The organism is Plantactinospora sp. WMMB782 (assembly GCF_049179135.1).
Lineage (GTDB): Bacteria > Actinomycetota > Actinomycetes > Mycobacteriales > Micromonosporaceae > Plantactinospora.
Genome location: NZ_JBMHMC010000007.1, coordinates 2,803,867 through 2,816,727, shown reverse-complemented (window position 1 = coordinate 2,816,727; position 12,861 = coordinate 2,803,867). Strand labels below are relative to the sequence as shown.

Here is a 12,861-nt window from a genome sequence, read left to right as displayed (position 1 = left end):
GGTGGCGGTGGCACCGGACCGGCGGCAGCGGGCCCGGTGCTCGACGCCCGCTTGATCGTGCACCGCGGCACGTTCCGGCTCGACCTGCCGCTGACCGTCGACGCCGGCGAGGTCGTCGCGCTTCTCGGCCCCAACGGGGCGGGCAAGACCACCGCGCTGCGTGCCCTCGCCGGCCTGCTGCCGCTCTCCGCCGGACACCTCACCGTGGCCGGCCGGGTACTCGACCAACCGGACCGGCGGATCTGGACGCCTACCGAACGGCGTCCGATCGGCGTCGTCTTCCAGGACTACCTCCTCTTCCCGCATCTGACCGCCCTGGACAACATCGCGTTCGGGCCCCGCCGGCACGGCCTGCCCCGGCGGCAGGCACGGCAGCGCGGCGCCGAATGGCTGGAGCGGATGGGGCTGGCCGAACACGCCCGGCGCAAGCCCCGGCAGCTCTCCGGCGGGCAGGCCCAACGGGTCGCCCTGGCCCGCGCCCTCGCCGTCGACCCGGCGCTGCTGCTCCTCGACGAACCCCTCGCGGCACTCGACGCCCGCACCCGGCTCGACACCCGCGCCCAGCTCCGGCGACACCTGGCCGCGCACACCGGAGCGACCCTGCTGGTCACCCACGACCCGCTCGACGCCCTCGTCCTCGCCGACCGGCTCGTCATCATCGAACACGGCGGGGTGGTGCAGGAGGGGGATGCCGCCACCATCACCGCCCAGCCCCGCACCGACTACGTCGCCCGGCTCGTCGGGCTCAACCTCTACCGGGGCCACGCCGACGGGCACACCGTCGTCGTCGGTGCCGGGTTCACGCTCACCACCGGCGAACGCCACGACGGCGACGTCTTCGTCGCCTTCCCACCGTCGGCCGTCGCCCTGCACCCCAACCGGCCGGACGGCAGCCCGCGCAACACCTGGCAGGCCACCGTCACCGGCGTCGAACGGCACGGCGACAACCTGCGGGTACAGCTCGGCGGCGCGGTCGGGGTGGCCGCCGACATCACCCCACTGGCCGCCGCCCAACTGCGCCTCGCACCCGGTCAACCGGTCTGGGTCGCCGTCAAGGCCACCGAGACCCGCGTCTACCCCGCCGCGACCGAACGCCGCACCGGGACCGTGCACGCCGGCGACGGGCCGTAGACGGCGGACCGGGAGTTCTGTACCGAGGAGTACACCGGCCGGATGGGCGAGGTGTACGCCAGCCTGGCCCGCGACATCACCGACGGACCCACCACACCCCGGGATTCGGCCACGCCCTGCACAACAGCCGCCTGATCGACAGCGTCGAGCGGGCCGCCCGAACCGGAACCCGGCAGTAGAGGCAGCGCGCTCGCAGTATCTTCCTGAGCCGGTCCACGGGCTCCAACCCGCGCAACCCGGCGGTGCTGGAGCCTCGCGGCCCGCTGTCGCCCCGTCAGTGGCAGTGCTGTTGCCGGTGTGCGCCGACCGGCCCAGCTCCTGGTCTGGTCCACTGCGGAACGGGACGGCCGTCCCTGCGCCACCTCGTGCAGGTCGGTTCCTGCGGCCAGCCCTCCGGTGAGTCCTCCCAGACCTCCTGCCGGCCGTAGACGGTCAGGTCGAGCAGCTTGTGCGAAGACATGATCGCTTCGACGCCCCGGCCGGTCGTCTCGTAGGTCAGGAAGAACCGGTCGTCGCGGCGCAGGAAGCAGACGATCTCGCCGCCACCGTCGCCGGCGTAGGCGGGATCCTCGATGCCGTGCGTCGAATACCACGGATGGGTGTAGCCCATGAAGTCGCGGAAGGGAGCCACCTCCTCGTACGGTCCCGCGCAGAAGACCGCGAAGGAAATGCCGCGCTCCTCGAGGTAGGCCGCGTTCTGGAAGTCCCAGATGGTGGCGGTGCAGCCTTCGCACTGGTCCTCGAACGGCTTGCCGGGGTGCCACATGTGCCGGTAGACGACGAGTTGGTCCCGGCCGGCGAAGATGTCCGGTAGTGGCGTCGGGCCGTACGCTCCGACGAGCGGGACCGGTGTCACCTCGGTCATCGGCAGGCGGCGCCGGGCGGCGGCTATCGCGTCGCCCTCCCGGGTATGGGCCTTCTCGCGGACCAGCAGTGCCTCGCGCGCGCCGAGCCAGGTCCCGCGATCGACGACCGGCGGTGCAGGGGTGGTGGCGTGGATGGCTGTCATGTCGATATTTTAAACATAGCGAGCACTTGTGTGACCATAGTTACTGGGGAAGGTAGTGAGCAGTCGTGCCGACCAAGCGGACCTTTCGGGAACTCGGGGACGCCTGCCGCGCCGCGAATGCTCTCGACCTGGTGGGTGACCGATGGACCCTGATCGTGGTGCGTGAGGTGATCCTCGGACCCAAGCGCTTCGCCGACCTGCAGGAGTCGGTCCGTGGCATCACCCCGGCCGTCCTCACCGACCGGTTGCGGTCACTGCGGGAGAGCGGCATCGTCGAGCAGGTCGTCCTGCCGGACCTGGCCCGCACCCGCGCCTACGTCGCGACGGCCTGGGGCCGCGAGCTGGAGTCGGTCCTGGGATCGCTGGGGCGCTGGTACTCCGCCGGTCCCGACCCGAGCACGGACGGCGGCATGACTCCCGACGGGACGGTCCTCGCCATGCGGACGATGGCTCCGGAGGTGCCGGACGGGGCACCGACCCTGACCCTCCGCCTCTACGACGGCCGGCGCACCGACCCGCCGATCCGCGAATACCGCGTCTCCTCGATCGACGGGCGCTTCGACGTCCGGCCGGGTGTTGCCACGGAGCCGGCTGCCACGGTAACCGCGGAGTCGACGGTCTGGAGCAGACTCCTCTTCGACGATCTGCCACTCGCACCTGCCGAGCGCGACGGGACAGTACGCGTCGAGGGCGACCGGGAGGCCGTCGTACGGGTCCTGCGTCTCTACTCCTGAGCACGGCTCGCCGCCCGGCAACGCCGCGAGCGGTAGCCGCACCGTGGGCCACCGGGTGTCCGGTGGCCCACCCGACGAGTTGGCCGGCTTCACCGTTTCAGGCCCAGCCACGGCTGCTGGTGGCCGGTCTGTGGTGCGGAGCGGGCCTCAGGTCGTCAGCTCCTCCGGCGGGGGTGTGGGTAGGTAAAGTAGCCAGTCGAAGGCGGCCTCACCTCGGGTGACCTACATGCCGATGACGCGTCCGGTGAAGCCGGACGCGACTCGGTCGACAGCTACCGGCCGTCGAGTTCCGCCAGGGTGATCGTCCGTTCGTCGGTGACGAGCTCGAAACTGATGGTGTCCGGGCCTGCCGCGCGCACACCTGTGTGCGCCTGGTCGGCGTCGCCGGTCATGGTGACCGTGGGCGGCAACCCGGAATCCGTGCGGGTGGCGATCGCCAGCGTGACCGGCCCGGCGGAAATCGCATGCTCCGCCACCGTCTGGCACGGCGGTCCGATGCGGGCGGCCACCCGCGCCGTGTCACCCTCCGCTTCGAGGTCGTAGTGGTGGGCTTCGTCGATCCGTACCGTCAGGCCCGGGCGACCCGATCCGGCGTCGAGGTGGGTGACAACCCGGCAGTCGTGGTGTTGTTGGCGGCGGCCGACAACGGCGGCGTCGGGCCGGTCGAGTGTCGGTCCGCGTGCCCGTAGCGTCAGCCAGCCCGGTCGGTCGCTCAGTGACCACGACGACGACGGCCGGGAGCGCGGCGAGGTCCGCCCCTCATCGCTCTCGGTCGCACTTCCGCAGGAGTGTCTCAGGCTGTTGGAAGTTCACCGGGCGATGTCCACGCCGGTGAGCTCGGCCGACAGCATCCAGAGCCGGGCGGCCTCGGCGCCGTCGGCGGGATCGCCCTCGACGATGCGGTGGTCAGTGCAGTAGCCGCCACCGTAACCGTCGAGCTGGCCCGAGGTGGCGGCCCAGACCTGCGTCGCCGCACCCTGCTCGACACTCTTGAACAGCCCGGGTCTGGCGGTGCCGTCGGCGTCGATCCAGCCGGCGGCGACCATCTCGTCGACGTCGAGGTGCCGTTGCAGCGGCGTGCGGACCCAGCCGGGATTTACCGAGAAGGCTCGAACACCGCGTTCCCGACCGAGTACGTCGAGATGGCGCGCGAACAGTATGTTGGCGAGTTTCGACTGCGTATAGGCTTCCCACTTGTCGTACCCACGGTCGAAGTGCACGTCGTCCCAACGTATGTGCCAGGCCGGTGCACGGCCGGAGGCGACCGAGACGACCCGAGCCGTCGGAGACCGGGTCAGGGCCGGCCACAGCAGGTTCGTCAGCGCGTAGTGGCCGAGATGGTTGGTCGCGAACTGCGCCTCCCAGCCGGGACCGACCCGCGTTTCGGGACAGGCCATGATCCCGGCGTTCGCGATCAGAAGATCGAGGGTGTCGTGGGCGTCGAGGAACCGCTGCGCGAAGGCGCGTACGGAGGTGAGGTCCGAGAGGTCGACCGCAGCGACGTCGGTGCCGGTCACGGAGGCCAGCACCTGCTTCGCCGCGTCCGGCCGGCGGGCCGGTACGACGACTCGGGCGCCTGCGTGGACGAGCGCGAGGGTCGTCGCCAGGCCGATGCCGGAATAGCCTCCGGTCACCACCGCGGTCCTGCCGCCGAGGTCGATTCCGTCGAGGACGTCGGTAGCGGTGAGCTGCGCAGCAAAGCTCGGTGGGGTTGTGTCGCCGTTCATGACAGCGGACGCTAGGTGCTAGACCGGGGTCTAGGTCAACAGCGCCGGAAACGCGCGCCGGACTGCCCGACCAGCGAAGCCTGGTACCCGCCCGGGTCGACCCGAACCGGCCGGCCGTCTCCGACCACCGGCTCGGGCGGTGGTGGCGCGTCGAGCGCGGCAGTGCAACGCCCCGTACGACGGACGGGGCGCAAACGGCGCTCCCGGCCCCGCGCCGTGGGGCCGGTCTGGCGTGTCAGGGCGCCCGCCTTCGCTCTCTCGCGGCAGTGTCCCGTCGCCTCCGTCACTCGACCGCACCGGCCCGGTACCCGGCCGGCTCGCCCGGGCGGGACCCCGCCGGCAGCAGAAGACGTTAGACACTTACTTGACGGTCGTCAGGTACGTGCCTAAGGTCTAGATAAACGAACATCGATGGAGGTGTCATGTCACGAACCAGGGCGGCGCTGGTAGCGTCCGCCAGCGCCGTGCTCCTCGCGGTCGGGGGCATTGCCCTGTCCCCGCCGGCATCCGCCGCGTCGCTGGTCGAGGTGACCAACTTCGGCAACAACCCCGGCGGCATGCGAATGCACATCTACGTACCGGACAACCGCCCCGCCAACCCACCGATCGTCGTCGCCATGCACGGCTGCGGCGGCTCCGGACCAGGCTTCTACTCAGGCAGCGAATTCGCCTCACTGTCCAACCAGTACGGCTTCATCGTCATCTACCCGAGCGCCATGCAGGAAGCCGGCTTCGGCAGATGCTTCGACACCTGGTCAGACGCATCCAAACGACGCGGCGGCGGCAGCGACCCCGTCTCCATCGAATCCATGGTCAACTACGCCCGCACCCAACACGGCGGCGACATCAACCGCGTCTACGCCACCGGCAGCTCCTCCGGCGGCATGATGACCCAACACATGCTCGCCGTCTACCCCGACCTGTTCAAAGCCGGCGCCTCCTTCATGGGCGTACCCTTCAACTGCTTCGCCAACGCCGCCGCCTACCCACCCGGCGGCCCCTGCACCAACGGCACCATGAACCGCACCCCCCAACAATGGGGCGACATGGTCCGCGCCGCCCACCCCGGCTTCACCGGCACCCGCCCACCGATCCAACTCTGGCACGGCACCAACGACACCCTCGTCCCCTACTCGCTGCTCCAGGAATCCATCGAGCAGTGGACCAACGTCCACGGACTCAGCCAAACCCCCACCTCCACCGACACCCCACAGGCCAACTGGAACCGCCGCCGCTTCGGCACCCAGGTCGAGGCATACGCCATCCAGGGCGCCGGACACAGCCTCCCGTCCACCGGCATGGCCCGAGCCGCCATCCAGTTCTTCGGCCTCGACCGCGCCGCACCCACCACCCCACCGGGCAACCCGACCACGCCCCCGGGCAACCCGACCACGCCCCCGGTGAATCCCACCGTTTCGCCTACCGTTCCGCCAACGGGCCCACCCGGTTCGGCCAGTGAGATCGTCGGGGCGCAGTCGGGCCGGTGTGTCGACGTGCCGAACGCGTCGCGTACCAACGGCACCCGGGTACGGCTCTACGACTGCAACCGGCAGGTCCAGCAGTCCTGGACGTACACCTCGAACAAGCAGCTACGGGTGTACGGGGACATGTGCCTGGACGCGGCGGGTTCCGGCAACGGCGCGGCGGTGCAGATCTACAGCTGCCACAGCCAGACCAACCAGCAGTGGAACGTCAACTCCAACGGCACCATCAGTGGCGTGCAGTCCGGGCGGTGCCTGGACGCCTGGAGCACGGCCAACGGCGCACAGATCCAGATCTACGACTGCCACGGACAGACCAACCAGCGATTCAGCCTCGCGGCAATCAATCGATGATCCTGGGTGGCCCGTCCTGTGCGGGGGCGTGCGGGTCCACCGGCCGCAGGGGGAAACCAACCAGAACGTCTGGAACAGGCCGTCCGGAAGCCGGGCGGGCTCGGTGTGACGCCGGGCCCGCCCGGATCACACCGACGGCGTGGTCAACCATCCGGCCGCCCGGTGGGCCGCTCCGTCGGCCCGGCGCCGGTCGTCGTCAGACGACCCCCCGGCAGGCCGAGAACGGGCACCAACGATAGTCGAAGGCCGTTTCGGTCCGCCTGGTGGAAGCCGCGAATCCGGCTACGTCCAGGTGTAACCGTGTAGCCGGGCAGCGCGGTGTGTGGTCACCGAGGGAGTTCGAAGAGTTCCAACTGGATGCCGTCCGGGTCGCGCAGGTAAAGGATCTTGGTACCGGCCAGCTCGCCAGCGTGGATTCCGTCTCCGCTCGCCAACGTCACCGGGTCGGCGTTGAGGTGGACGCCGCGTTTCCGCAGGTGGCCTACTGCCGCGTCCATGTCGTCGACCTCGAAGCAGAGATGCATCACCCCGACGTCGCAGTTTCGGCCCTCGAACGGCTTCGGCGCCGGCCGGTCGTACTGGATCAGTTCCAGCAGGACGTTGTCTCCGGCGAGCGAGAACACCGCTCGCATCGCGGGGTCTTCGACTTCTACCACGGCGCCGAGCGCAGCGTTGTCGGCCGAGATGGTCACGCCGTTCGCGGCGATCCCGAGAACATCCTCGTACCACCGCACCGACCGGTCGAGGTCGCTGACGGGCACGCCGATGTGGTTCATTCGCGTCACCTTGAGCATCCGCCGATGCTGCTACACCGATACGTTCCGAGGGAGTCGGAGATCTTCCTCGTACCGCTGGTACCAGGACAGAGGCGACCGGATGCCGGATCATGAAGCGGATGAACCACCTTGGTGCCGCGCTCCGCGCCTGGCGGGACCGACTGGAGCCCACCACCGTCGGGCTGGCCCACCACGCACCGCGGCGGGTCGCCGGACTGCGCCGCGGTGAGCTGGCGATGCTGGCGGGCATCTCGGCCGAGTACGTCGCGCAACTCGAGCAGGGCCGCGCGAAGACCCCGTCGGCTCAGGTGTGTTCGGCATTGGCCCGCGCGTTGCAGCTGAACGACGAGGAGCAGGCCCACCTGCTGCGTCTGGCCGGGCATACCGCCAACCCGGACCGCATCCCCAGACTGGTGCCGGTCAGTGTGCGCCGGGTTGCCGACCAGCTCGGCGCCAGCCCCCTGGCCGTGTACGACGCCGCCTGGCAGCTGCTGCACTGGAACCCGCTGTTCGCGGCAACCTGGGGTGACCCGTCCCGAGCCAGCGTCGAGGACCGGAACGCCATGATCACCCAGTTCGAACGACGGAACCCCCGGGTCCGACAGACCCCGGCGGAACGGGCGTGGTTCGAGCAGTCCCTCGTCGCGGACCTGCGGACCACCACCGGCCGGTACCCGAACGATCCCGACGTCGCATCGTTGATCGAACGCCTGAACCGCACGCCACGGTTCCGCGAGCTGTGGGCGAGTCCGACCGTCGCGGCTCACGAAAGCGCGCACAAAACCGCTGTCCATCCGGAGGTTGGCGAGATCGCCCTGGACGCCAACATCCTTCCGACCCAGGACAGCGACCTGCGGGTCGTGGTGCTGACGGCGCGACCGGGCACCGACGCGCAGAGCAAACTGGAACTGTTGGCCACCATCGGTGTCCAGGAAATGGCTCCACCGCCCGACCGACCTGGCCCGCCGGAGCGTGATCCGACCACGAGCCCTTCCGCTGTCGCGGCGGCGGCGAAAGCCGGCGACCTGCGCCGGGTGGAGAGCGGCCACGACGAGTAGGTAGTTCTTGCCGATGCCGGCGAGGCGGGTGCCTTGGCAGGATCGTCTCCGTTGTGCGGGGCAGCCCCGCGAAACGGTGGCGGCCAACTGGCCGCCGTTCACCGCAGAGAGGTAGCGCGATGGAGAACGGGCAGGTCACCGGCGCGGCGACCGAAGGTTCGAGGATCGACGAGACGGCACCGGTGATCAGTCGCCACAGCGTCACGGTGCACGCGTCGGCTGAGACCGTGTGGCACGTTCTCACCGACATCGACGCGTGGACCACGTGGCTGCCGGAGCTTCCGTACGCGCGGGTGGAAACCCCAGGCCCTCTCGGGCCGGGATCGGTGTTCCGGTGGTCCGCGTCCGGGCTGGACATCGTCTCGACCATCGCCGAGGTGCGGCCGTACGAACGCCTGGTCTGGTCCGGACACGCCAACGGATCGGACGGCATTCTGGGCATCCACGTCTGGAAACTGGCTCCCGGCGACGACGGACTGGTCGTGTCCACGGAGGAGTCCTTCGCGGGCCCGCCGGTCGATGCCGACCCCGATTCCATCCAGGCAGCCTTGGACGAGAGCCTGGTCACCTGGCTGCAACGGCTCAAGGACACCGCTGAAACCGACCGCTGAAACCGACCGCTGAAACCGCCGCCGTCGGATAGCGACGAGTTTTCATCGCGCGACGAACCTAGTGAGAGGGAAAACTTTGACCGTCTTCCGTCCGGCATCCTGGCCGGGCATCATGCGAATGCTGGCGGCCTCGCTGGCCATGACCGGCGTTCTGGGGGTCCTGGCCACGTCGGCGCAGGCCTCCGCGCAGGGCGGCGGCGCAAACTCCGGAGCACCGCGTTGCGCGGGGCAGAGCGTCGACCCGAAGGCCAAGATCCGCTACCGGGCCGAAGCCGTCATCGACGCACCGCTTCGGACGATCTGGAAGCTGCAAACCGATGTGGAGCGTTGGCCGTCCTGGCAACCGCCGGTCCTGACCAGCCGGCGTCTCGACTCCGGTCCGCTGCGCGCCGGCTCCTCGTTCCGGTGGACGACTCCGGTAGAGGAGACACACCTCAATCCCGCCACCACTCTCGTGGTCACCTCCACCGTCCGGCAGCTCCAGCGGCAGAAGTGCGTGCGGTGGAGTGGTCCAGCGGTGGGCGAAGGACTGCGTATCGACGAGGGGGTCCACGTCTGGACCTTCACCGAGGTCGGGGGCCAGGTCCTCGTGCGTACCGAGGAGACCTGGCGCGGCCGCCAGGTCGAGGCGGACGTCGAGTTCGCCACCACCGCGCTCGGGGCAGGTCTCGATGCGTGGCTACGAGACCTGAAGACCACGGCTGAACGGGACTGCGAGCGGCACCGCCTCTGACGGCGCTGAAATCCGATGCCCCGCCACCGGCCCCGGTGGCGGGGCCAGCCGTCTGTCCTACAGCTGGAACTCGCGGAGCTGGCGTCGGGACGATATCCCCAGCTTCCGATAGATGCTGCGCAGGTGGGCATCGACCGTGCGGGGACTGACGAACAGCAGCGCGGCCACCTCCTTGGTGCCCGCGCCGGACGCGACCCGGCGAGCGACAAGCAGCTCCCGCTCGGTCAGCGCGTTGAGCGGGTCGGTCTCGTCGACACCGGGATGCTCGCCGATGGCCGCCAGCTCCCGTACGGCCCGGTCGGCGAAGGCTCGCGCGCCTACCGTCTTCAGCAGCTCGTGCGCGGCCCGCAGCTCCACCCGCGCCTCGGCACGGCGGCCCACACTGCGTAGCCACTCCCCGTACAGCAGGCGAGCGCGCGCATAGTGCCCACGTAGCCGGGTTTGGGCGAACCGGTCGATCGCACCGACATACAGCTCGTGGGCGCCCAGGCCCGGCTCGAGCAGCGCTCGCGCGAGCAGGTGCGCGCCGACCGCCCACGACGTGGGATTGACCCGCGCGAGATCCTCAAGCCAGGCGGCGGAGAGCCTGCCCTCCTCCGGCCGACGTGCACGCACGGCCGCCTCGACGAGCTCACCGTGGAACGCGGAGACGACATACGAACCCTGCTGCTGCCGATCTCGCGCGACAAGCAACGCGTCGAGCGCCTCCTGGTAGCCGCCGAGCCCGTTGCACAGCACGCCTTTCGCGTAGAAGACGGCGGTGTACTCCACCCCGGCCCAGTGGCGCAGCACCTCTCGCACCTCGCGGAACCGTTCGGTGTCACCACGCCAGGCGGCGAGTGTCAGGTCCGAGCCGAGGAGATTGGTCGTGCCCGCCGCCTCGTCGACCGCGCGTGCCTCGATGATGCTGGCGGCCGCATCGTCGAACCGGCCGACCATGATCCTGGCGGCCGCCTGGAAACGCAGTGCATGCGGCAGAATCGCGTAGGCTCCCTGTGCCCGGGCAAGCTCGACCTGACGGTCGGTCAGCTGCTCCATCGCGACCTCGTCGCAGAGGTCGGCGCTGAGCACACAGGCGCGCTCCATCCACCACGGACTCGCATCGGGCACCCGGGCCTGATGCTGAAACGCCTCGACCGCGCGGCGCATCGCGGGTGCCGCCTCGTCGACGGGCAGCAGGTTCTGGGCGAGCAGGGCGTCGAGTAGAAGATCGACGGCGCGGGGCGGACACCGTCGCGGTACCCGCCCCTGGATGCGTAGGGCGAGACGGCGCAGCCGGCCGGGCTCGTCAATGCTGAACATCAGGGAGGCGAACGCCTCCAGGTAGGTCTCGCGGGCCTGGTCGGGCTCGAGCTCCTCGGCCGCGTCGGCAAGTGCGAGCGTCGCCGGGATACTACGCGCCACGTGGTAGTCGATCATCGCGTCCAGGAGGCGCAGCTCAGCGCCGTCAGCCGTTCCAGGCGAACCGAGGCGTGCCTGGTTCACCAGTTCACGCGCGGCTTCGGGCGACCCGGACTTCAACCGCGCTCGGGCGGCGGACAGCAGCCGACCTGCCCGCCGCGAGGCGTCCGGCGTCAACTGGGCGGAGCGTTCCAGAAAAGCCGCTGCCGCGGCGAAGCCCCCACGTTCGTGCGCGCGCACGGCCGACCGCGCCAACTCCGCCGCTGTCGACTCGTCGGGAACGGCGGCCGCGCTGGCTCGGTGCCACGTGCGACGGTCCGCGTCGGTATCGGCACTGGTCGCCTCGGCCAGCGCCGCGTGTACCTGCCGGCGTGTCCGGGCATCCGCCGACCGGTACGCCGCGGAACGAGCCAATGGATGCCGGAAGTGCAAGGGAGGACCGGCCAGCACCAGGCCCTCCTCCTCAGCACCGGTGAGATCGGCGGCGTCCAGCCCGAGAACCGTCATGGCGCGGCGTAGCAGCATGAGGTCGCCCAAGGGCTCCGCCGCGGCGAGCACCATGACCGACCGGGCCCGCGCCGGCATCCGCTGGATCCGACGCGTGAACTGCGCCTCCAACGCGCCCTGCACGCCTCCGGTCGCCACGTTCGGCAGGCCCAACGCATCTGCGTTCCGGGCGAACTCCACCAGCGCGAGCGGATTGCCGTCCGCCTCGGCGACAATTCGTTCCAGGACCGGACCGTCGTGACTGGGCAGTGTCGACGCTGACAAACGCAGCAGGTCAAGGGCTTCACTTGCCGCGAGCCCGGCAACGACGAGTTGGGGGAGGCGGTCGAACTCCGGGACAGAAGCGACTCCCCGGGCGGCGAACACCAGCACCACCCGATCGGCACCGATACGGCGCGCGACGAAGGCCAGTGCCTGCCGCGACGCCTTGTCACTCCACTGCGCGTCGTCGAGCACGCAACACACCGCAAGGTCCTGCGCTGCGGCGCCCAGCAGGCTCAGTACGGCCAGGCCGACCAGCATGGGATTCGGTGCGGCACCTGCGCCGAGCCCGAACACCGTCTCCAGTGCGAGCCGCTGAGGTGCCGGAAGCTCACGGCGGTACTCCAGTACCGGAGCACAGAGGTGGTGCAGCGCCGCGTAGGGCAACTCGCTTTCGAACTCGACGCCACTCGCGCGCAGCACCCGCCAGCCGTCGAGCGACTCGACCGCGGCCTCGACGAGCGTCGACTTGCCGATGCCCGCCTCGCCGAGGACGAGCATCGCGCCTCCGCGCCCGTCCGCCGCAGCCGCCGAGAGCGCGCCGAGCTCGCGCAACTCCGACTGCCGCGCGACGAATCGCATTTACCCCCATCCCGATCTCGTCCTCGTCGGAACTCTACGCGGGCCACGCGAGAAGGGGTTGGCGCGGGCGGCACGACCGTCTTCAGGTCGTGGCGAGCCGAACCGGCTGCGGGTCACCGACATCACCGAACACCCGACCAGGAAGGCGTGGTCTACTGCGTGGTCGCGTTGGCCACCTACTCGCGGAAGGGCGGCGTCCCTCGCCCGTCAGGCCGGTGCCGACCCGAAGACCCCGCAAGATCTCCTCGGCCGCTCCAGCATCGTGATCACCGCCGACACCTGCACCAGCGCGACCCGGGCCGGCAGCCACATCGCATCCACGTGGCACCCACCCGTCCAACCGGGATTAGAAAACAAAGCGCCCGACCCGCACATTCGCAGGTCAGGCGACATTTGATCTTGCGCGCCCGAAGGGATTCGAACCCCTAACCTTCTGATCCGTAGTCCGAAGTGGATTTTAGTCTCCTCCAGGTTCGACTCTATCAGAAATCCGTTC

Annotated in this window: 11 protein-coding genes and 1 pseudogene; 6 read left to right on the top strand and 6 right to left on the bottom strand. The window is 69.9% G+C overall.

Annotated features, from left to right (window positions below; translation table 11 throughout):
• Positions 1-36: 36 nt before the first annotated feature.
• Complete coding sequence (locus ACN28A_RS14955; protein ID WP_421404394.1) at positions 37-1,131, top strand: ABC transporter ATP-binding protein; 1,095 nt, start codon at positions 37-39, stop codon at positions 1,129-1,131.
• Positions 1,132-1,405: 274 nt separating this feature from the next.
• Here the strand turns inward: ACN28A_RS14955 and ACN28A_RS14950 are convergent, their stop codons facing one another.
• Entirely contained in the window at positions 1,406-2,140 is a 735-nt protein-coding gene (locus ACN28A_RS14950) for a DUF899 family protein (RefSeq protein ID WP_421395845.1), read from the bottom strand.
• A gap of 131 nt (positions 2,141-2,271) precedes the next feature.
• Between ACN28A_RS14950 and ACN28A_RS14945 the strand changes: the two genes are divergently transcribed.
• On the top strand, positions 2,272-2,874 hold the full coding sequence (locus ACN28A_RS14945; protein ID WP_421395843.1) for a winged helix-turn-helix transcriptional regulator: 603 nt from the start codon (positions 2,272-2,274) through the stop codon (positions 2,872-2,874).
• Positions 2,875-3,146: 272 nt separating this feature from the next.
• Here ACN28A_RS14945 and ACN28A_RS14940 read toward each other — a convergent pair whose 3' ends face one another.
• The 3 genes and pseudogenes from ACN28A_RS14940 to ACN28A_RS14930 form a co-directional block, all read right to left on the bottom strand.
• The gene (locus tag ACN28A_RS14940; RefSeq protein WP_421395841.1) at positions 3,147-3,383 is read right to left on the bottom strand and encodes a hypothetical protein; all 237 of its coding nucleotides are present in this window, start codon (positions 3,381-3,383) and stop codon (positions 3,147-3,149) included.
• Between the two features lie 57 nt (positions 3,384-3,440).
• A pseudogene (locus tag ACN28A_RS14935) lies at positions 3,441-3,569 on the bottom strand (hypothetical protein); the annotation flags it as partial.
• A gap of 114 nt (positions 3,570-3,683) precedes the next feature.
• On the bottom strand, positions 3,684-4,601 hold the full coding sequence (locus ACN28A_RS14930; protein ID WP_421395839.1) for an SDR family NAD(P)-dependent oxidoreductase: 918 nt from the start codon (positions 4,599-4,601) through the stop codon (positions 3,684-3,686).
• Positions 4,602-5,023: 422 nt separating this feature from the next.
• Between ACN28A_RS14930 and ACN28A_RS14925 the strand changes: the two genes are divergently transcribed.
• Positions 5,024-6,436: a PHB depolymerase family esterase gene (locus tag ACN28A_RS14925; RefSeq protein WP_421395837.1), complete on the top strand. Its 1,413-nt coding sequence runs from the start codon at positions 5,024-5,026 to the stop codon at positions 6,434-6,436.
• A gap of 326 nt (positions 6,437-6,762) precedes the next feature.
• On the opposite strand, the gene ACN28A_RS14920 is transcribed toward ACN28A_RS14925, so the two are convergent.
• On the bottom strand, positions 6,763-7,230 hold the full coding sequence (locus ACN28A_RS14920) for a VOC family protein (RefSeq protein ID WP_421395835.1): 468 nt from the start codon (positions 7,228-7,230) through the stop codon (positions 6,763-6,765).
• A gap of 92 nt (positions 7,231-7,322) precedes the next feature.
• Here ACN28A_RS14920 and ACN28A_RS14915 point away from each other — a divergent pair, with 92 nt between their 5' ends.
• From ACN28A_RS14915 to ACN28A_RS14905, 3 genes are all read left to right on the top strand, one after another.
• Positions 7,323-8,270 carry a helix-turn-helix transcriptional regulator gene (locus tag ACN28A_RS14915; protein ID WP_421395833.1) on the top strand — a complete coding sequence of 316 codons (948 nt, stop codon included), beginning with the start codon at positions 7,323-7,325 and terminating at the stop codon, positions 8,268-8,270.
• Between the two features lie 119 nt (positions 8,271-8,389).
• Positions 8,390-8,881, top strand: coding sequence for an SRPBCC family protein (locus ACN28A_RS14910; RefSeq protein WP_421395831.1), 492 nt, complete (start codon positions 8,390-8,392; stop codon positions 8,879-8,881).
• Between the two features lie 139 nt (positions 8,882-9,020).
• Positions 9,021-9,614: an SRPBCC family protein gene (locus ACN28A_RS14905; RefSeq protein ID WP_421395829.1), complete on the top strand. Its 594-nt coding sequence runs from the start codon at positions 9,021-9,023 to the stop codon at positions 9,612-9,614.
• Between the two features lie 57 nt (positions 9,615-9,671).
• Here the strand turns inward: ACN28A_RS14905 and ACN28A_RS14900 are convergent, their stop codons facing one another.
• Positions 9,672-12,365, bottom strand: a complete 2,694-nt coding sequence (locus tag ACN28A_RS14900; RefSeq protein ID WP_421395828.1) for an ATP-binding protein — start codon at positions 12,363-12,365, stop codon at positions 9,672-9,674.
• Positions 12,366-12,861: the final 496 nt, after the last annotated feature.

Bases quoted from the DNA above. Each gene is read 5' to 3' on its own strand.
- ACN28A_RS14950 (WP_421395845.1), bottom strand. From the start codon at position 2,140: ATGACAGCCATCCACGCCACCACCCCTGCACCGCCGGTCGTCGATCGC.
- ACN28A_RS14930 (WP_421395839.1), bottom strand. From the start codon at position 4,601: ATGAACGGCGACACAACCCCACCGAGCTTTGCTGCGCAGCTCACCGCT.
- ACN28A_RS14925 (WP_421395837.1), top strand. From the start codon at position 5,024: ATGTCACGAACCAGGGCGGCGCTGGTAGCGTCCGCCAGCGCCGTGCTC.
- ACN28A_RS14920 (WP_421395835.1), bottom strand. From the start codon at position 7,230: ATGCTCAAGGTGACGCGAATGAACCACATCGGCGTGCCCGTCAGCGAC.
- ACN28A_RS14915 (WP_421395833.1), top strand. From the start codon at position 7,323: ATGAAGCGGATGAACCACCTTGGTGCCGCGCTCCGCGCCTGGCGGGAC.
- ACN28A_RS14910 (WP_421395831.1), top strand. From the start codon at position 8,390: ATGGAGAACGGGCAGGTCACCGGCGCGGCGACCGAAGGTTCGAGGATC.
- ACN28A_RS14905 (WP_421395829.1), top strand. From the start codon at position 9,021: ATGACCGGCGTTCTGGGGGTCCTGGCCACGTCGGCGCAGGCCTCCGCG.
- ACN28A_RS14900 (WP_421395828.1), bottom strand. From the start codon at position 12,365: ATGCGATTCGTCGCGCGGCAGTCGGAGTTGCGCGAGCTCGGCGCGCTC.